The 19,306-nt window shown below is 61.8% G+C and carries 14 protein-coding genes; 5 read left to right on the top strand and 9 right to left on the bottom strand.

Going from position 1 to position 19,306, the window contains the following annotated elements:
• Positions 1–190: 190 nt before the first annotated feature.
• Complete coding sequence (locus CWE01_RS28535; RefSeq protein WP_100943913.1) at positions 191–1,117, bottom strand: carbon-nitrogen hydrolase family protein; 927 nt, start codon at positions 1,115–1,117, stop codon at positions 191–193.
• Positions 1,118–1,350: 233 nt separating this feature from the next.
• Here CWE01_RS28535 and CWE01_RS28530 point away from each other — a divergent pair, with 233 nt between their 5' ends.
• Positions 1,351–2,352 carry a FecR family protein gene (locus CWE01_RS28530; RefSeq protein WP_100943956.1) on the top strand — a complete coding sequence of 334 codons (1,002 nt, stop codon included), beginning with the start codon at positions 1,351–1,353 and terminating at the stop codon, positions 2,350–2,352.
• Between the two features lie 84 nt (positions 2,353–2,436).
• On the opposite strand, the gene CWE01_RS28525 is transcribed toward CWE01_RS28530, so the two are convergent.
• On the bottom strand, positions 2,437–4,761 hold the full coding sequence (locus tag CWE01_RS28525) for an acylase (protein WP_100943912.1): 2,325 nt from the start codon (positions 4,759–4,761) through the stop codon (positions 2,437–2,439).
• A 318-nt stretch (positions 4,762–5,079) separates the two neighbouring features.
• Here CWE01_RS28525 and CWE01_RS28520 point away from each other — a divergent pair, with 318 nt between their 5' ends.
• Positions 5,080–5,487, top strand: a complete 408-nt coding sequence (locus CWE01_RS28520) for a fe2+ zn2+ uptake regulation protein (RefSeq protein WP_100943911.1) — start codon at positions 5,080–5,082, stop codon at positions 5,485–5,487.
• A 2-nt stretch (positions 5,488–5,489) separates the two neighbouring features.
• Here the strand turns inward: CWE01_RS28520 and CWE01_RS28515 are convergent, their stop codons facing one another.
• From CWE01_RS28515 to CWE01_RS28505, 3 genes are all read right to left on the bottom strand, one after another.
• Positions 5,490–5,678: a hypothetical protein gene (locus CWE01_RS28515; protein WP_100943910.1), complete on the bottom strand. Its 189-nt coding sequence runs from the start codon at positions 5,676–5,678 to the stop codon at positions 5,490–5,492.
• 339 nt (positions 5,679–6,017) lie between these two features.
• Positions 6,018–6,179, bottom strand: a complete 162-nt coding sequence (locus CWE01_RS34415) for a gp19.5 family protein (protein ID WP_371917165.1) — start codon at positions 6,177–6,179, stop codon at positions 6,018–6,020.
• A gap of 591 nt (positions 6,180–6,770) precedes the next feature.
• Positions 6,771–9,575, bottom strand: coding sequence for a tyrosine-type recombinase/integrase (locus CWE01_RS28505; protein WP_100943908.1), 2,805 nt, complete (start codon positions 9,573–9,575; stop codon positions 6,771–6,773).
• Positions 9,576–9,754: 179 nt separating this feature from the next.
• On the opposite strand from CWE01_RS28505, the gene CWE01_RS33990 reads away from it, so the two are divergent.
• Positions 9,755–9,886, top strand: a complete 132-nt coding sequence (locus CWE01_RS33990) for a hypothetical protein (RefSeq protein ID WP_256346902.1) — start codon at positions 9,755–9,757, stop codon at positions 9,884–9,886.
• 162 nt (positions 9,887–10,048) lie between these two features.
• On the opposite strand, the gene CWE01_RS28500 is transcribed toward CWE01_RS33990, so the two are convergent.
• Positions 10,049–10,960 carry a LysR family transcriptional regulator gene (locus CWE01_RS28500; protein ID WP_100943907.1) on the bottom strand — a complete coding sequence of 304 codons (912 nt, stop codon included), beginning with the start codon at positions 10,958–10,960 and terminating at the stop codon, positions 10,049–10,051.
• 106 nt (positions 10,961–11,066) lie between these two features.
• Here CWE01_RS28500 and CWE01_RS28495 point away from each other — a divergent pair, with 106 nt between their 5' ends.
• On the top strand, positions 11,067–12,062 hold the full coding sequence (locus tag CWE01_RS28495) for an aldo/keto reductase (protein WP_100943906.1): 996 nt from the start codon (positions 11,067–11,069) through the stop codon (positions 12,060–12,062).
• A gap of 10 nt (positions 12,063–12,072) precedes the next feature.
• Here CWE01_RS28495 and CWE01_RS28490 read toward each other — a convergent pair whose 3' ends face one another.
• From CWE01_RS28490 to CWE01_RS28480, 3 genes are all read right to left on the bottom strand, one after another.
• A complete protein-coding gene (locus CWE01_RS28490) occupies positions 12,073–15,744 on the bottom strand; it encodes a translocation/assembly module TamB domain-containing protein (RefSeq protein ID WP_100943905.1) in 3,672 nt (1,223 codons plus the stop codon).
• Positions 15,741–17,468 carry an autotransporter assembly complex family protein gene (locus CWE01_RS28485; RefSeq protein WP_100943904.1) on the bottom strand — a complete coding sequence of 576 codons (1,728 nt, stop codon included), beginning with the start codon at positions 17,466–17,468 and terminating at the stop codon, positions 15,741–15,743. Before CWE01_RS28485 ends, CWE01_RS28490 begins: the two co-directional genes overlap by 4 nt.
• Before the next feature lie 70 nt (positions 17,469–17,538).
• Complete coding sequence (locus tag CWE01_RS28480) at positions 17,539–18,189, bottom strand: N-acetyltransferase (RefSeq protein WP_100943903.1); 651 nt, start codon at positions 18,187–18,189, stop codon at positions 17,539–17,541.
• A gap of 134 nt (positions 18,190–18,323) precedes the next feature.
• Here CWE01_RS28480 and xthA point away from each other — a divergent pair, with 134 nt between their 5' ends.
• On the top strand, positions 18,324–19,136 hold the full coding sequence (gene xthA / locus CWE01_RS28475; protein WP_100943902.1) for an exodeoxyribonuclease III: 813 nt from the start codon (positions 18,324–18,326) through the stop codon (positions 19,134–19,136).
• Positions 19,137–19,306: the final 170 nt, after the last annotated feature.

Genomic DNA, 19,306 nt, shown 5'->3' with positions numbered 1-19,306 from the left:
GAAAAATGCTGTAGCAGGTGATACTCAAGTGTAGGTAATAGTGGCCGACCGTCAATATAACGACAATGAACACCCAGAGTGTCAAAGTATTGTTCCGCTCGACAAGTAAGCCGAACCCCCTGTGGACACCCCTGAACTCAGCACCGAACGACTGCTGCCATGTCTCGTGAACAGGCCTGTGCCGCGTTGATCAGTCCTGGATAAAACGCACGCCGGGCTTGGCTCGCTCATCGACCTGCAACTCGAACACATCGGGGCGGGCATAGTGGCCGGTGACGTCAAAATCATAACGGGCGCGAACCAGTTGCTCGGTATCGATCTGCGCGGTCAGCAGGCCGGCCTGGCCGACCAATGGCCCGGCCAGCACCTCGCCCATGGGCCCGACAATCAGGCTGCCGCCGTTGATCAACGGACGTTCGGCCGGCCAGTTGGCCACCTCGACACCCAGCGCCTGCGGCGAAGGCTGGACCTGGCAGGCCGTAACCACAAAGCAGCGGCCCTCACAGGCGATATGACGCATCGTCACCTGCCACATCTCCCGCTCATCCACCGTCGGCGCGCACCAGACCTCGACGCCCTTGGCGTACATGGCCGTGCGCAACAGCGGCATATAGTTTTCCCAGCACACCGCCGAACCGATCCGCCCGGCCTTGCCCTCCACCACCGGCAGGGTCGAGCCATCGCCCTTGCCCCAGATCAGCCGCTCGGTGCCGGTGGGCATCAGCTTGCGGTGTTTGGCCACCAACCCGCCCTGGGGCTCGAAGAACAATACCGTGCAATACAAGGTAGAACCTGCACGCTCGATGACCCCGAGCACCAGGCTCGCCCCGGTGCGGGCGGACAGTTGCGCCAGCGCATCGGTCTCGGCGCCCGGTACATCGATGGCATTGGCGTGATAACGGGCGAAGGCCTCACGGCCCTCGGGCAGCCGATAACCCAGCTGGGTGCCGAAGGTCTCGCCCTTGGGGTAGCCGCCCAGCAAGGCTTCGGGCATCACCACCAGGCAGGCGCCGGACTCGATGATCGCGCGCTCATAGCCGAGGATCTGCTCCAGGGTGTCGCCCTTGCCGCCCGGCAGGGAACCGATTTGCAACGCGGCAACGATGGACTTGGACATGACGTGAACTCCATGAAGATGGGCTGCCGATTGTCATGCCGGCCGCCATCATGAATAAAGCCACGCTCGGAACTGAATGATATTAACTAAATAAATATCGAACCCGGACGTCACACCCTGTTCCAGGATCTTCGAAGACGCGCGGTGCGAGCCATCAAATTGACATGTTTGTTATCCGCTGTTCTCGACAGCGACTGCCGAGGGTTAGAATGGCCGAAACCAGGGAAGAATTCATGAGCGAACCGATCCTTTCAGAAGCCGAGTACGACGCCATCACCGACGCTGCCGCGCATTGGTGCATGCGGCTGCATGAAGAGGATTGCACCGGCGCCGAGCGCGAAGCCTTCGCCGCCTGGCTCAAGGCCGACCCGCTGCATGCCTTCGAATACGAAGCCATGCTGGAAATCTGGGACGTGGCCGATCAACTGCCACCGACCGCCGCGCCCCAGGTGGTGGCCCTGGTACCGAAGCGCCCTAGCTGGCAACGCTACGGCATGGCCGCGGCCATCAGCCTGTTGGCGGTTCCTGTCGCCGGCTACCTGGGCTGGAACCTCGGCTGGATTCCCAATACCTACCAGAGCTTCGAGGCCTCGAACCAGTTGCGCCAGGTCACCCTGGCCGACGGCAGCCAGGTGGAACTGAACCTGGGAACGCAACTGACCTACAGCAACTACAAGGATCAGCGCCGGGTGACCTTGAAAAAGGGCGAGGCCTATTTCGAGGTGCGCCACGACGCCGAGCATCCCTTCGTGGTGAAGGCCGCCGAGGGTCAGGTGCGAGTCACCGGAACCAAGTTCAACGTGTGGATGTACCAGGACCAGGTTCGCGTGACCTTGCTGCAAGGCTCGGTGCTGGTCAGCAGCAACACCGCCCGTCCCGGCGATGGCTATCGCCTGGACCCGGGCATGCAGGCCCGCTACAAATCCGGCGACTATGAACCGCAGATCAGCCAGACCTATGCGCAAGACGCCAACCTGGCCTGGCGCACCGGCAAGCTGGTGCTCGACAACCTGATGCTGAGCGATGCCCTGCCGTTGATCAACCGCTACCTGGAGCGTCCGGCACTGCTGGCCGACAAGACCACCGGGGCGATTCGTATCGGCGGGATCTACAGCACCGGGGAAGTGCAGCGGTTGCTGACCTCCCTGCCCAAGGTCCTGCCGGTGTACCTGACGCAGAACAAGGAAGGCCAGGCAGTGATCAACGCAATCCCGCAGGATACCCCCAAGGGCTGATCAGCCTCTTGAGCGTGTCGCAAAACCTGTAGGAGCCGGCTTGCTGGCTCCTACAAGGGACCGCGTTGCCCATCGCCTTCTAGGTTACTGCTGCGGTTCGCGGATCACCTGCACGCGGTACTCGGCATCCGCCTTGATCTGCTGTTCGGTGAACGGCAACACACTCCACTGCTTCTTCGAGAACGCGTCGGTCTGATCGCGGAAGTGCGGCGATGTCGGGTCAGTGGACAACGAAAACGCCAGCAACCCCAGCGCCTGGGGTCCCTTGTCGTCAAAACTCACTACCTGCAGATAGCTGGTGCCACCCACGACTTCGCGCTTGCCACTCTCCCCCGGCACACTCTGAATCGCGTTGTAGATGCCCAGGGTCGCCGGACCGCCATGCACCGGCACCGGCTGCCCGCCCTGGCTGACCTGCTGCACATCGCCCCAGTGACTGTCGGCCGTCAGCCCCGCCGCCTTCACCTGTTCCAGCGACGCCAGCATCGCCGCGTGCAGCGCCCTGGCCACCTTGATCTGCTCGAAAGCCAGGCCACGCGGGGTGTGCTGCGGATCGGCCGGATCGAACCTGACCCGCCAGAAGTTTTCACCTTCGGACAAATGCGCCAGGATGTTCTGGAAATGCACCATGCCCAGCCCGCTTTGCAGGTTTGCGTGGGCGTCCCAGTCCTTGAGGCTGGCGCACACCGGCGCCAACGCCGCGGCATCGCTGCCCAGGTCGCCGGCGCAGAAACGCAGCAGGTCCGGTAGCACCAGGCTGGCCAGGTATACCTGATCGTCCATCACCATCGCCTGCAAGTCCGCGACCTTGATCGCCGCGGGCCGGTCCAGCCGCGCCAGGCGCTCGAGGGCAAAGCGCGCCCGTGGCCCGAGGGGCTCGCCCTCACGACTGACCAGCGGCGAAAAGCCCTTGAGCGGCGCCCGCGGGTTGACCATCCAGGCCGAATCGTTGGAGTTCTGCAGATAGTCGCCACGCTCCAGTTGCGGCAACTGGTCCGCCGGGAAGATGCCTTTCTGCGCGGCATTTGCCGCCACGTCCCAGGCACAGGTCTTGCGCGAGCCGTCGAGCACCACCAGCGGCCCGCTGCCACGGGGGTCGCCGCACAAGGCCAGCTTGGCTGCATTCACATAAGGCACCACCGACAGGTTCATATACAGCGCCTTCCCCTGGTCATCCACCGCCAGGGTATTGACCCACGGAATGCCCTGAATCCGCTGCACCGACGCCTGCAACGCCTGGAGGTTGTCGGCATGATCCATCGCGTACCACTGCTGCAATACGCGGTCGTTGTCCTGGTTGGCATCGCGCAGGCTGAACGCCACCTCGCGGTTCCAGTCGAGCTTGCCGGGCCATTGCACCACCGGCCCGAACACCGAGCTGTAGAGCACCCGCTCAACCGTCCTGGTGCTGCCATCGGCCTGCTTGACCTCGACCTTGACCAGGCGCTTGTCCATCGCCGTGGATTGGCCATCGAGCAGGTAACGGGTCGGGTCCTTGGGGTCGAGCTGCAACCGATACAGGGTGAAATGCCTGGACGTGTCCACCGTGTGGGTCCAGGCCAGGTGCCGGTTGAAGCCGATATTGATCATCGGCAGGCCCGGCAAGGCCGCGCCCATCACATCAAGCTGGCCGGGAATGGTCAGGTGCATCTGATAGAAACGCAGGCCGCCGACCCAGGGGAAATGCGGGTTGCCGAGCAACAACCCACGACCGTTGAACGAACGCTCGCCGCCGACCGCCACCGCATTGCTGCCACGGTCCAGGGCAAAACGTTGCAGGCGTTCGGCCGCCAACTGGAACGACGGGCTCGCCACCTGGGCGGTCTGCTGGGGTGGCGTGGCGGCGGCCAGGGCTTCGGCGAACTGCCCGGCACCGCCTTCCATCAGCAGGCGGCGGGTCAGCCTGACCAGGTCCTGCGGCGTGATCGGCCGTACCCACTCGCCCCGGCACTGCTCCGGCAAGCCCCCGGCCTGGCGCTCGCTGAGCTGGCGGTTGTAGCCGGCGACATAACCTTCGATCAACTGCGCGACCTGCGGGGTTTGCGCCTTCCAGAAGGCCGCTACCGCCTCCGGCGTATTGAGCCAGTTGAAGAACAGGTCGCTGGTGAGGTTGTCACGCCGCTCGAGGGTCATCTGCTCGGGGCCGAAGTAACGCGAGCGCTGGCCATTGACCGTGACGATTTCGTTGGCCAGCAGGCACAGATTGTCCTGGGCATAGGCGTAGCCGATGCCGTAGCCCAGCCCGCGCTCGTCGCTGGCGCGAATATGCGGTACGCCAAAAGTGGTGCGACGGATCTCGGCGCTCAGGTCGCGACTCCCGTCAGCCCCCACGCGGGCCACGGCGTGGGTACCGAGGCCGATCAACAACGTCGCCAGGCACAGCCTGGATAGCGAGCGGGTAATAATCACACTGACTCCTGATGGAATATCGAACACCAGGCGAGCGCGCGCGCGACAGCGAACGGCAGCCCGGAAATCGGCCACCGTGCAAATCAAACAAGGGACGGCCGATGCCTGCCCATAAAGACGAGTCTGAACATGAAAATTTAGGGGTATCCAGGAGCCCGAACATGAAAGTTTGGGGATATCGGGGTGCCATCGCCTGTCTGCGACCTGATACTGACAAATTTTCTACATTCGAAGCTTCATGATTTATCCGTCTCGCTCGTCCTTATCAAGGAGAGCCGACATCACCTTCCTGATCAGGCTCTGAAAAGGAGTTTTTGCATGTACGACCAGCACAGGTCAACGGACGGTATTTCCTTGCAACGCGATCCTTCCTACAGCTCGGGCGCCATGTTGGCCAAACCTGCCGAACGCAGCGGTAACCACCGTATTCGTCAGTTGCTCAAACACTTCGGTTTGCGCACCAGCCTGATCCGCCTCAAAGTCATCGATGCGCTCTTGAGCGCCGGCGAAGACCATCGCCGGCTGGGTGTGCGCGGGGTTCACAGTCACTTGCTGGAGCTGGGCATTCCCTTGTCCTTTCTCAGCGTGCGCGAGGTGCTCAAGCGCCTGTGCAGCGAGGGCGTCGTGGTGCTCAACGCGGACAAGAGCTACAGCCTGCACCCGGATGCGACCGCGACCCTGGAGCTACAGGACGCCGAGCCGCAGGCCACGGGTCTCGATACCTGAGTTCAGGGCTTGACCTTGCGGCGCATGACACCGTTGATCACCACCACGAGCACCGCCACGCCAATGGCGATGTACTGGAACAGCTTCTCGCTGATGACCCCGGTGTTTTGCAGATAGGACAGGCCGAACATGATCCCCAGCACCACTAGGGAAATCAGAATCGAGTACTTCAGACGCTGCGATTGAGTCATTACCTATTCCTGAATAGTTAAAACTTGAAACGATAAATGTATCCGATTGATTGGGAGAGCGCGGGCGGCCATGCTACGGGCCTGTTTGCCGGGGGGTCAAGCCTGTTTGTAACACTCTTGACGCATCCCTGTGACACCTGGGAGGCGGCTGAACGACCAGCCTACAGAGGCGCGCATGGGCGCACGATAAGGACCCATGCGCGCACGCCATAAGGCTCAGGCGCGCGCGCGAGGGCCCTACGGGGGAACTTGGCGCACCGCCCTGACTGAGGTGGTCACTCAGATTTTTCTGTCAGATTCTCATTGGCCCTAACGGCCCCTGCAAGTATACCCAACACGTCACCCATCACAGCCACCAAGTAGAAGGCACATGACATCCCCAAAGGCTTCGACCAGTGGACCACCTTGAACAGCTCCAAGAGAGACAACGAGTAAAGCAAGAAATCGGTAGGTGACACGGTGGGTCAGCAGGGTCCGAAGGATGCTTAGTGCTGCCTTCATGTCCATGTGTGCTCCTTTGTGCCTGCCCTTAGAAGGTGATGCTTATCAGCATAATCACCCACCTATGAGGGTCTTTAAGTAGAGGGTCTCTTAGAGGCCTGAAAGGACCTGTAAGAGACCCTAAAGGGCCCTACCAGTAATGCCCTAACGGGCCCCTATCCTAATAGTGAGGGGTTTTGAGAGGCCCGGTCTGTAAGGCTTCCAGCCTGTACATAAAGTAACCAATTGCTGAAATAAAGGGCCCCGTTAAGGACCCTCTATGGTTACCACTCGATAAAGCTTCCGGTGTCCGTGTCGTCCTCCCAGGACATGACAACCTCCCCGGTCACAGCCAACTGCATAGCTGACTCGAAACCGTGGAGGTGACGCTCCATGTGTTCTTCTATGAAATCCGAGAGCATCTCCTGAGCGCCTACTTCGGAGTCTCGCTCCATGGATTCTGTGAAGAACTGCACCCCGATTGCCAGGGCGTCTAAACGGTCATCATGTGCCAGGGCTCCCCGGTCCTTGGTGATCCTCGTGAGCTGGTAGAAGCCGCTGTATTTAACATCCGTGGTCCCATCAGGGTTCAGGGCGGTCTGGTAGTCCCGCTCAATGACAGACTCGTGGACACACAGTTGAGCATGAACTGAAGAGCGAAGCCGCCCTGCCCAGCGCCCCGAAGGCGTTGTAGCCAGTCTGATAACCGTTCGCCAGGACGCCCATTGCGGGGACCTGCTCAGTGACTCGACCGAGGAACCCGGTGAATCGCTTGTCCTGGGTGGCGCTGTACTTCATTGCGCCCAGCTCGGGCTTCTCCTTGGGCCCCCGTGGGAGGATCGACGAACGTACAGCCGCGCCCTGATCGAAACCGAAAGGCGCCGCTACGATGTTCAGTAGACCCAATGGGGCCCCGATATGGGAACTACGGGACAGACCCGCGTAACCCAGCATCTTGGGATCAAGCGAGTTCTTTAGGAAGCCATCACGCTGGTCCTTGGGCATGCCTGCCGCTTGGCTGTACTTCATTGCCACATAGGTGGAAACGGCGAGGCCAGTAGACAGGACCGCTTGCATCGTCTGGTCAATCGCTCGACCGTTCTTCGTTGCATCGTGGAAGCCACGGACAAGCCGGGAGTTCACAGAGCGCATGGTGAAGTTCTTGAACTGCATAGCCATCTTGACCCCTGCCCCGTAAGCAACGGTGTCAGCAGACGACAGAGCGTGTGGCCGCAAGATGGTCTCGTGGGCAATCTTGTCGCCCATCCGCCACATGTCCATTGTCCGAGGGTCACGCTGTAGGGCTGCACGGTCCTTGATGGTGTACTTACCGTTCTTCCCAACGACCATGTGTTCCCGGATCGCCGCCTTGATGCCCTCGAATTGCTCGGGGCTGATAGACATGGAGTGGAGCCTTTGAGGATCGAACAGACTCGACTGGCGCCCTGCCAACACATGGTCAACGAGGTCCGAAAGGACGCCCGACCGACCAGCATCCGCGATGTAGTTAGACGACTCTGTAAGGAACTTCGTGAACGGCGACCGGGCCGATATCTCCTGGGTTGCGTACTTGAGAGAGCCCACTACGTTTGCTGTCAGGGGGCTAACGTCCGCTTGATCCCTCAGGCGCTCAACGATGTCTGTACGAGTTGGTCGAAGATGGTTATCCAGCTCCCGACCGAACACCATCGAATGCATATCCTTGAGGTCCTTCGTGCTGATCTTCGAGCCCCATTGCGTCATCTCACGGAGCAACGGCACACCCTTCAGAAGCATGTGCGTATGCCCTTTGGTCACCATACCGGCAACCTCTGAGATCGACTGGACCCCCATGTAGGCATTCTTCGCGACAAAGCCCAGGTCCGAGAGAATCCGCGCAGTGGTCGCTAAGGCCCCTTCGGGCTCCTGCCGTGCCCGACCTGTGAGAATCTTCATGGCCTCTGCAAGCGCAGCCTTCTCGGCCTTGCTGGACGCTTTGACCTTGGTGATGTCGTGTAGCAGCTCGCCAGTAGTCCGGCCTGTTGCTCCCATGATCCCGATGTCACCGTTAACACGGCGGTCGTAGCTTGGGGTGATGCGGGACAAGTCGAACTCCCGTAGATCGTTCACAGCGATTCCTTTGTTCTTGCACGATGTTGCCATATGGTGACGCAGGGAATGGAGCGTCTGGTTTTTATCCTTGTTTGGTAGAAGCTCACGTAGCGTGTCGTTGAATATCTCGCGCGCGCGATGATGCTTGATCCCAGTGCCGCTAACCAAAGGAGGGTTAGGACCGTTAAGGGCCTGAAGAAAAGCAGAGAGGTCAAAGCCCATCAAGCCATCCACCAGGGGCACCATGCGCTCACTGTATTTGTTCTTGATGGATTGCCCCTCGACACCCTCATGGATATGGATACATGTGACCCCTTCCACATTGACAATATCGTCCTTGGTCAATTGGGTGACCTCCCGCGCGCGCGCGCCGGTGATTGCCAGGAGTGATAGGCCCCAACGCTCCCATGCATCCACTGGCAGGCTGTTAGCGTGAGCCATGATGGTCTCCACTTGGTGTCTTTCGAATGGTATACGTTCGCTCTCTATGCCTTTTGTCAGCTTGAGTTTCGTAACGTAGGCCTTAGTCAAAAAGTCGTTGGCAACGGCCCAATTCATCACAGAGCTGAAGCTTGTCAGTAGGGTGTTCACGGTGATCGGCTTGCGTGTCTCTAACAACTCTTCCCGCATATCTACGAGGTCCTCGCGGGTATGCTTCCTGAGATCAAGCACACCCACAGCAGTCAATGCGCAACCGATCACAGTGTAATTGCTCATGTAGATATCTATAGAGCCCTCCTTGAGGTTCCCGGCCTTCTCCTTGAGGTACTTAGGCCATAGCTCTTCCCATCGCAATGGTGGCTGGGTGCCCACCTCAGGACTGGCAGTAATTACCCTGTTGTCGCCCCCTGTCAGCTCGCCGATGACATTGAGGAGACCGGTGGCGTCTCCCCTTAGCCGACCAACAGAAGCGTCCAGAATTCTCTGTGCTACAGCGGCTCCCCTGTGCTGATCCGGGGAGAGCCCCATGGTGGCCGTAGCTTTTCGTAGGCTCGTGTGTAAATCCTCGTAGATCGACTCGTAGGCCACCAGGGAGGCGTCTGTGTGGGTCATTAGGAGAGCGTCGCGGCTCACTACAGATAGGCGGTCCTTGATGTCCGCCCACGAGGCCTCAGGGTTATCCAGATGGAACACCGCAAGGGCCGATAGGATGTCTTTGGTCAACTCGTTCGCCTGTGGTCTCTCGGTGGTCCGCAAGGATACCGAAAAGAAACCACTGGATAAACCTACAGGTCGCATCCTGAGGTAGTACCTACCGTTCCTCCTGTAGACCCAGGGCTTAGCAAGGATGGTTTGTAACAGTGTTGTAGCTGCTTTGTCGCGCATTGGGGGCTCGCTCCATGAAACATTGGGCGCCCTCCCTGAAACGACAAATGTATCCGACTTGTATCTTAATCCATACCAACGCCCTACAAATGGCGATGAATGAAACGACACATGCGGGGTCCCATAGTATATCCGGGGAAGGGTTTTATCTTCCCGGCTTCACCCATGAGGATTTATCCATGTTTCGTCGAATCACGATGTTGATTCCCCTGCTGGTCATCTTGTCCCTGAGCGGCTGCTTCATTTTCCCCCATGGCGGAGGCTGGCACGATCACCGCTATGCCGATGGCCCTGGCGAATACCGTCGCTGATAGCCGTCGCTGATTACCGGTTGAGACACACGCCCTTGTAGGAGCCGGCGCGCTGGCGATGAGACCGATCAGCCTTGTATGACTATACGGCCGCCATCGCCAGCAAGCTGGCTCCTACACAGATCCCGCCAGACCGATCCATTCGTTCTGACCGCGTTTTGCTCAACGCCGAAACCCGGTACCCGGCCGGGTACAGATCTCCACCAGCCAATCGACAAACACCCGCACCCGCGCCGACATCTGTCGATGGGGCGGATACATCGCGCTCAACGGTAATCCGGGCGGTGGATGATCGCGCAACACTTCGCACAACTGGCCGCTGCGCAGTTGTTCGACCACGTGGTAATAGGGAATCTGCACCAGCCCATAGCCGGCTTCACACGCCGCCAGGTAACCGTCGGCACTGCTGACCGAAAGACGCTTGGGCAGGTCGATCGCCTGCAACTGGTCGCCCTGCTGGAACTCCAGGCCGAAGCGCTTGCCGCTCACACTGGAAAAATACTCGACCATCCGATGCCCCGCCAGGTCCGCCAGTGACGTCGGCAACCCCATGCGTTCGATATAGGCCGCACTGGCACAGGTCACTTGCTCGACCAGCACCAGCGGCCGGGCCACCAGCGAATCGTCCAGGGCCTCGCCGCCACGCAGCACACAATCGATGCCATCACGGATCAGGTCCACGGGCCGGTCATTCAGGCCGATTTCCAGGTCGATCAGCGGATAACGCTCGCTGAATTCGGGCAATACCGGAATCACGATCAAGCGGCCGATGCCCGCCGGCATATCGACCCGCAGGGTCCCCCGCGGATTGCGCCGGGCAGAGGAAAACACCGCTTCGGTTTCCTCCAGGTCCGCCAGCAGTTGCACGCAGCGCTGGTAATAGGCCGCGCCGTCGAGGGTGGTGCTGACCTGGCGGGTGGTGCGGTGCAACAGTTGCACCCCCAGATGCGCTTCCAGTTGCTTGACCAGCACCGTCACCGAGGCCCGGGGCACTTGCAGGCTGTCGGCGGCCTTGGCGAAACCGCCCAGCTCGACGATCCGGGTAAAGACCCGCATGGCGTTAAAGCGATCCATCGGCCCTCCATTATTGGGATTTTACGAATAGTGATAGTGCTTTTAGCCGGTTTATCGCGCTTTTGTCGAGGTTCACACTGCATGAAATCCCACAGGAGCTCACACCATGCACACCCGTCAACTCGGCAAGAACGGCCCACAGGTCTCCGCCATCGGCCTCGGCTGCATGGGCATGACCGATTTCTACACCACCGGCAGTGACACCCGCGAAGCCACCGCGACCCTGCATCGGGCGCTGGAACTGGGCGTGACCCTGCTCGACACTGCCGACATGTACGGCCCCCACAGCAACGAGGAGCTGATCGGCCAGGCCATCGCCGGCAAACGCGATCAGGTGTTCCTGGCCAGCAAGTTCGGCATCCTGCGTGACCCGGCCAACCCGGCGTACCGCGGGGTCAGCGGCAAGCCGGAGTACATTCGCACGGCCATCGACGGCACCCTCAAGCGCCTCGGCGTGGAGACCCTGGACCTCTACTACCAGCACCGTATCGACCCGGAAGTGGCCATCGAGGAAACCGTCGGCGCCATGGCCGAACTGGTCAAGGCCGGCAAGGTCCGTTACCTGGGTTTGAGCGAGGCCTCGGCCGAGACCCTGGAGCGCGCACACCGGGTGCATCCGATCAGCGCCTTGCAAAGCGAGTACTCGCTGTGGAGCCGTGACCAGGAAGACAACGGCTGCCTGGCCGCCTGCCAGCGCCTGGGGATTGCCTTTGTGCCCTACAGCCCGTTGGGTCGCGGTTTCCTGACCGGCGCGCTGAAGAGCCCGGACGATTTCGCCGCCGATGACTATCGGCGTTTCAGCCCGCGCTTCCAGGGCGAGAACTTCGCCCGCAACCTGCGGCTGGTGGAGCAGGTCCAGGCGCTGGCCGCGGAAAAAGGCGTGACCGCCGGGCAACTGGCGCTGGCCTGGGTCCTGGCCCAGGGCGACTACCTGATCCCGATTCCCGGGACCAAGCAGCGCAAATACCTGGAAGAGAACGTGGCGGCGCTGGAAGTGAAGCTGAGTCCCGCCGAGTTGCAGGCCCTGGAGGCGATTTTCCCGGCGGGTGTCACGGCCGGGCTGCGTTATCCGGAAGCGGTGATGCAGGGCCTGAATCGCTGAACACAGCGCCTCAGAAATCGCGCTTATAGAAAATATCCAGGGAACTGGCCACACCACTCGCCGCCTCCAGATACACGCGTTTGCTCAACAGATAACGCAAGGCGATGGTGTTGGCCGGTTCGAACACCCCCACCCCGTAGCGCAAGCTCAGCTTCTCGGTGATCTTGCCACTGGCCACCACCGACGTGGTGCTGCCACTGCCATGGGTATCGAGGGAAAAATCCTCGATACCCAGGTTCTTCGCCAGGTCGCCGGTCAACCCGGCACTGCCCATCAAACCCAGCCCCAACGCCGCCTGGGCCAGCACACTGCTGTCTTCGCCGGTGGTGCTCAACGGTCGCCCCAGTACCAGATAGGACAACGCCTGCTCCTGGCTCATGGCCGGCTCCGAGAAAATCTCCGTGGTCGGTTGTTCGGCGCTCCCGCTCAGGCGAATACCGGCAATCACATCATCGGTCTGGCGAATCGCCTCGATATCCAGGTACGGTTGGTCGATGGGCCCGGCAAACAGCAACCGCGCCCGGCGAATGGTCAGGCGCTGGCCATAGGCGCTGTAGCGCCCGTCGTTCAGACGCAACTCACCACGGGTGTCGAGGTTGTCACCGATATGTACCTGCCCCTGCAAGTCGGCGGTCAGGCCGAAGCCGTTGAAGCTGAGCTTGTCCTCCCCCACCAGCACCTCGATATCCATGGACATCGCCAGCGGTGCCTTGCCCTCCGCGGTCTGCTGGCCGACGATCACCGTGTCGTCCGAGACCTTGACCGTCGACGGCGGCAGCTCGCGCACGACAATCGCGCCCTTGGGCACATGCACCTTGCCGGCAATCGCCAGCTTGTCGCCGTGCATCGACACCGTCAGGTCCGGCGCGACTTCAAGGGTCGCATACGGCTCGACACTGACCGGCAACTGCGAACCCTTGATCGCCAATTCCAGCTGTAGCGCATCGGTCCAGTCGATATGCCCGGTCAGGCTGCCGTGCCCGGCCTCGCCACCGGTCCAACTGCCGTTGAGCTGGACGTTTTCCCCGGCAATCTGCGCCTGCACCCGCAGGTCCTTGACCGTGGTCGGCACTTCCGAGCCGGAGACCTCGCCGCCGCTCAAGGTCAGGTTGCCGTTGACCTTGGGGGCCAGCAAGCCGCCGGACAAGCGCCCGCTGCCGTCCAGGCGACCGGCCAGGGTCTCGACCTTACGCACGAAAGGTCGGGCCACACTGAGGTCGAGGCCACTGAGGCGGAAATCGCCGGTCAGGGGTTTGTTCTTTGCCAGGGGATTGATCTGCGCCTGGAGCATCAGCTCGCCAAGCTTGCCACCGCGAAAATCCAGGACCATATCGACCCGCCGCGGAGTCAGGTTGCTGGTCAGCTTGAGGGTCTCGTAGGGGAAATCCAGCCATTTGCGCCGTTCGCGCATGCGCAACGTGCCGCCACTGGCATCGATCATGATCTGGCCCTTGGGGCCGCTGGCCGGCAGGTCCACTTGCAGGTCGGCATTCAGCCGGCCCTGCCAGGCGAAGTCGCGAGGCAACCATTGCCCCAGGCTTTCCAGGGGGAACTGCTTGAGGTGATAGCGCAGGCGCGGCTCGGGCATCAGCCGCTGATCCTCGCCACAGAGGCTGGCCTCCCCCGACAACCAGCAGTGGCTGCCGAAGTTCAGCCGGCCATCGGCGAGGTATTCGAGTTTGGCCGGGTTCTGCAGTTTCCAGTCCTGGCCGCCGGTCTGCACATCGCCGGAAACCAGGCGCCCGCGCCAGTTGCCCTTGTCGAGGCCGCCGTCCAGGCCGAGCGCCAGCTTCAGCAGCGGGCCTTGCAGGTCGAGTTGTGCCTGCTGGCGCTTGAGATCGCCCTGGCCGTGCAAGGTCAGGGTGCCCAGGGCCTTGTCACCGGCCTGGATGCCGTCGCCCTTGAGGTCCAGTTGCCCACGTTGGGCGCTGTCGAGGTTGGCCTCGAGACTGAGATCCTGCAGGCGGTTATCGGCGAACACCAGTTGCTGGCCGTGCAGGCTGACCTTGCCTTGCGGCGCCTTGAGCGTGCCGGCGAGATCGACCCGGCCTTTGACTTGCCCGCGCAACTGCGGCCAGAGCTGGCCCAGGCGCGGCAGGTTGAGGTCGAGTTGCCCGGCCAGGCGTTGTTGCAGGCTGCCACTGCCCTGGATGCGGTTGTCGCCGAGACGAATGTCCAGGGCACCGAGGGTCCATTGCTCGCCTTTGCCGCTGGCCTTGGCCTGGAGCAGCGCCGGTTGCCCGCGCAGCTTGCCCTTGAGGTCGATATTCGCATCGACGGAAAGCTGCTGGTTCTTCAATTCGCCTTTGCTGCGCAGCGGCCCGGCCAGGGTTCCGGGCAACTCCGCCAGCCAGTACGCCGGGTTGAGCGCGCTCAGGTCCAGGGCGGTGTCCCAGGCGATGCCGTCGGCGAATTGCAGCTTCAGGTAGCCGCTGGCCTTGCCCTGCCCCGCCTTCAGTTCGAGCTGCGGCAGGGCGATCTGTTTCAGGTCACCGCTGAACGGCGTCAGCAGGCTGAACTTGCCCGCCGGGCCGTCGAGATCGGCCTGGAGGTAACCCAGGTAGTTGCCGTCGCGGTAATGCACTTCACCGACCAGGGTCCGCGCCTTGACCGCCGGCTCCTCGATCAACGGGTACAGGCGATGCCAGGGGAAGTCCAGCCAATCGACCTTGGCATCGGCACTGAAGCCCTTTTGCCAATCCAGTTCAGCACTGAGTTTCAGCCGCTGCCTGGCATCGGCGGTCAGGTCCAGCGCGGCGATCTGCGCGCCCTGCGCATCGACCCGACCTTGCAGGTTCAGGTCGACGGGGCCTTGCTCGGCCGGCAGCACGGCCTTGCCCTGGAGCTGGTAACCGTCTTTCAGGTTGCCGCTGCCGGTGAGCTCCAGCTGATTGAGTTGCAGGGTGTCCGGCAACTCGGCGCTGGCCTTGAAAGCATCGGCGGTGATCCGCACCCTGGCCGGCAGGTGCTCGGCCAGGGCCTCCAGTTCACCCGTCAGTTGGCCCTGCAGATAACCGCTGCTGTTGGCCTTGAGCTTGAGGGTCTTGAGCAGATCGCCCTGCACTTCCAGCGCCAGGGCCCAGGGCACGCCGCCCGGAGCCGGCAACAGCAGCTTGCCTTCGGCCGTCAGCGGCCAGTCGCCACTCGGTTGCAGCAGCCCGGAGAGGTCCAGGCTGAGGTCGTCGTGCTGCAAGTGCACGGCATCGATCTGCAATCCCTTCGCCGTCCAGTGCGCGGCCAGTTGCAACTCCTTGAGCTGCTCGCTGCCGTCGAGCCACAGGCTGCCGATACGTACCTGGTGCAACTCGATCGCCACCGGCAGTTTCAGCGTCGGCAAGCTCAGCGGCCCACTCTCGGCGGGCGCGCTCGGTTCGAAGCGCAGGTCGACCCGCTCGACTTCCAACTGCTCGATACAGAGCACAAAGTGCGTCAGGCACAGCGGCGACCAATTGAAGCGCGGCTGCTGCAATTCGACCCGATTGCCGCCCTGTTGCCAGAGCAGGTGATCGGCACTCCACTGGCCACCCAAATGGCCCTGGAAATTTTCCACGCTCAAACCCGGCACTTGCGCCAACGCCCAACGACTGCCGGCCTGGGTACCCAGCACCAGCCCCAACGACACCAGCAACAACAGGATCAGCGAGACAACCGCCAGGCCAAGTACTTTCAAACCGCGCTTCACAACTCAGGCCCCATGGAAAAGTGCAAACGGATACCGCCGGGATCGTCCAGCGCATGGGCCAGGTCGAGGCGGATCGGCCCCACCGGCGAGATCCAGCGCACGCCGATGCCGACGCCGGTCTTGAGGCTCGGCAACTCCAGGGTGTTGAACGAGTTGCCCTGGTCGACGAAGGTCGCGACCCGCCATTTCTCGGCGATGGAATATTGGTACTCAAGGCTGCCGGCGACCATGTAGCGCCCACCGATCCGATCGCCCTCGGAGTTTTCCGGGGACAGGCTCTGGTAGTCGTAGCCGCGCACACTCTGGTCGCCGCCGGCGAAGAAGCGCAGGGACGGCGGCACGTTCCGGTAGCCGTTGGTGGCGCTGCCGCCGAACTGGATCCGGCCGAGGAAACGGTGATTGTCCCAGAGGGTAGTCAGGCCCTTGAGCGTGGCCGTGCCGTACAACAGATTATTGTCCGAGGCCAGGCCCTCCTTGGCGACCTTGCTGTCGAACTCCAGGCGATAGCCATTGTGCGGATCGATACGGTTGTCGCTGCGCAGGTAGGAGTAATTGATACCCGGCATCAGCAAGGTACTCAGGCCCGAATCGTCGCCGAGGCGATATTCCTCGCGCTGCCACTTGAGCGAGATCACCCGCTGCCAGCCGCTGGGCAGCTTGCTGTGCCATTCCGGGCCGATGGTGAACAGCTTGCTCAGGCTGTCGGTGTTGGAGATCTCTTCGTACTGGTAGCCGGCGGCCCAGCGCAGCTTGTCGGTGAGCGGCGGGTCCAGCGGATGGTCGTACCACAGGCCGATATTCTGCCGGGGCGCGGACACCTCGCTTTCGATCCCGTAGCTGTCGCCCTGGGCATTGACCCAGTGACGGGTCCAGTTGGCCTTGACGCGGGGCCCGACGTCGGTCGAATAGCCCAGGCCCAAGCCCATGGTCCGCGGCTTGCGGGTATCGAGCTGGACCTCGACCGGGATCACCCGGTCCTTGGCCGCCATCGGTGCCGCGTCCACCCGCACGCCTTCGAAATAGCCGCTCGATTGCAGGGCCTGGTTGAGTTCGGCGATCAATTCGGAATCGTAGGGGGTACCGGCCTTGAACGGCACCATGCGGTGCAGCAGGTCTTCGTCGAACGGCGTGTCACCGGCGAAATGCACCGGGCCCAGGGCGTAGCGCGGACCGCTGTCATAGATCAGTTCGATATCGGCGACGCCCGCCTGGGGATCGACGATCAGCTTCTGGCTGATGAAGTGGCCGCTGAAAAAGCCGTAGCGCGAAGCCCGGTTGAGGATCAGCCGCTTGGTGTCCTCGTAGCGCCCATGGTTGAGCACGGCGCCGGGCTTGAGGGCGTCACTGCCGGGGATTCGGAAGGCCTTGAGACTGGCGGCCGGGCCTTCGACGCGCACGGTGACATTGCGCAGATGTACCGGTTCGCCAGGGTCGATGGTGAGGATCAGTCTGGGGGTCTTGCCGGCTTCGACTTCCGTCTCGATCTGCGGCTGATAATAGCCGAGCGCCTGGGCGGCCTTGCGTGCCTGCTCCTGCGCGCCGCGGCTGAAACGCCGCAGGGCATTTTCGCCACGATTACCGAGACTGCCAATGTAGCCTTCCACATTGGCCTTCAACTCGTCGTTCGCGGGCTTGACCCGTACATCGAGTTCGCTTTGCGCCAGGGCCGCCATGCTGCAACAGAGCAGGAGCAAACCGCCGGTCAATCTTATAGAAAACATCATAGGCGCGGATGCTATCACGGGCTGGGTTAGGGCCGTCATAGAACGCGAAACCGACCGGAAAGTTCGACAGTCAAGCCATTGCTGTTTGTAACACCTGAGGGTTGGCGTGATAAAACACGTGTTCGCGGATGGCTCCCACCGCCACCTCACCGATTTCCTCATAACCCTGGCGCTTGTAGAACTCCAGGTAGCGCGGGTTGCCGGTATCGAGCACCACGCCTTGGGAATGCGGGTCCTCGGCACACCAGTTGTGCACCGCCATCAGCAGTTGCTCGCCATAGTGCTGGCCCTGGAACTGCGGGTGGATGCCCAGCAACGGCAGCACATGCACCGAATTCGACGGCAGACAGGCGAGCACCGCCTGCTGGTATTCCAGGTAGCGGCGGGTACAGCGAAAGCCGGTGCTCAGCACCATGCGCATGCGCCAGACCCAGCTCTCGGTGATGTCCAACCGACGTTGTGGCGGGGCGATCAGCGCGATGCCGATCAGGCGGTCGTTGACCAGCAGCCCGATGGCCGGCAGATCCTCGAGAAAGTGTTGCTTGACCCGCTCGCGCACCGTGGCCCGGACCCGCTGCTCGTAGCCCGGGCGTTCGGCCTCGAACAGATAGGCGAACGTCGGTTCATGCCGATAGGCCTGGTACAACAGGGAGCGTGCTTCCCGTGAATAACCACCGTCGAGCAGATGGATCTGGGCCGTGATCTCTGGCATATCCGGCATGGCGGTCAACCTCCCTGGCCGCGGCGGCTGCCGCAACGATCTGAGAGAACGTTAGCAGTGCATCGCTACTCCCGCCACGCTGGCTGTCACCGGACTTGTCGGCTAGCATCGCTGTTTTGCCAGGATTGCCGCCCATGAAAATCGTCTCGTTCAACATCAACGGCCTGCGCGCCCGGCCCCATCAGTTGGCGGCGCTGATCGAGAAGCACCAGCCGGACGTGATCGGCCTGCAGGAAACCAAGGTTTCCGATGAGCAGTTTCCCCAGGCCGAAGTCGAAGCCCTGGGTTACCACGTGCACTTTCACGGCCAGAAAGGTCATTACGGCGTGGCCCTGCTGTCGCGCCAGGCGCCATTGAGCCTGCACAAAGGTTTCGAGGGCGACGATGAAGAAGCCCAGAAGCGTTTTATCTGGGGCACCTTCGCCGATGAAAACGGCACGCCGGTGACCATCATGAACGGCTATTTCCCCCAGGGTGAAAGCCGCGACCATCCGACCAAGTTCCCGGCCAAGGAACGCTTCTACCAGGATTTGCAGCAGTTGCTGGAAAGCCGGTTCACCCACGACCAGCCACTGGTGGTGATGGGCGATATCAATATTTCCCCGGAGGACTGCGATATCGGCATCGGTGCCGACAACGCCAAGCGCTGGCTGAAAACCGGCAAGTGCAGCTTCCTGCCGGAAGAGCGCGAATGGTTGGCGCGCCTGAAAAACTGGGGGCTGGTGGACAGTTTCCGGCATCTGCACCCTGAAGTGGATGACCGTTTCAGCTGGTTCGATTACCGCAGCCGTGGTTTTGAAGACGAGCCCAAGCGCGGCCTGCGGATCGATGTGATCCTGGCCTCGAATGGCTTGCTGCCGAGGGTCAAGGCTGGTGGGGTCGACTATGAATTGCGCGGCATGGAAAAGCCTTCCGACCATGCGCCGATCTGGCTGGAACTGGGCTGATCCCCGCTCCCGAACCCCACAACCCCCTGTAGGAGCCGGCTTGCTGGCGATGGCGTCCGATCAGGCGATGCAAGGCTCACTGGCCTCATCGCCAGCAAGCCGGCGCCTACAGGGGCGTGGTGTTTTCAAGAATGGGGCTTGACGCCCGACCTGCGTCATTTAACTGAAAC

It is taken from the genome of Pseudomonas sp. QS1027 (genome assembly GCF_002814235.1).
Taxonomy (GTDB): Bacteria; Pseudomonadota; Gammaproteobacteria; order Pseudomonadales; family Pseudomonadaceae; genus Aquipseudomonas.
This window is presented reverse-complemented; position numbering and strand designations above follow the sequence as displayed.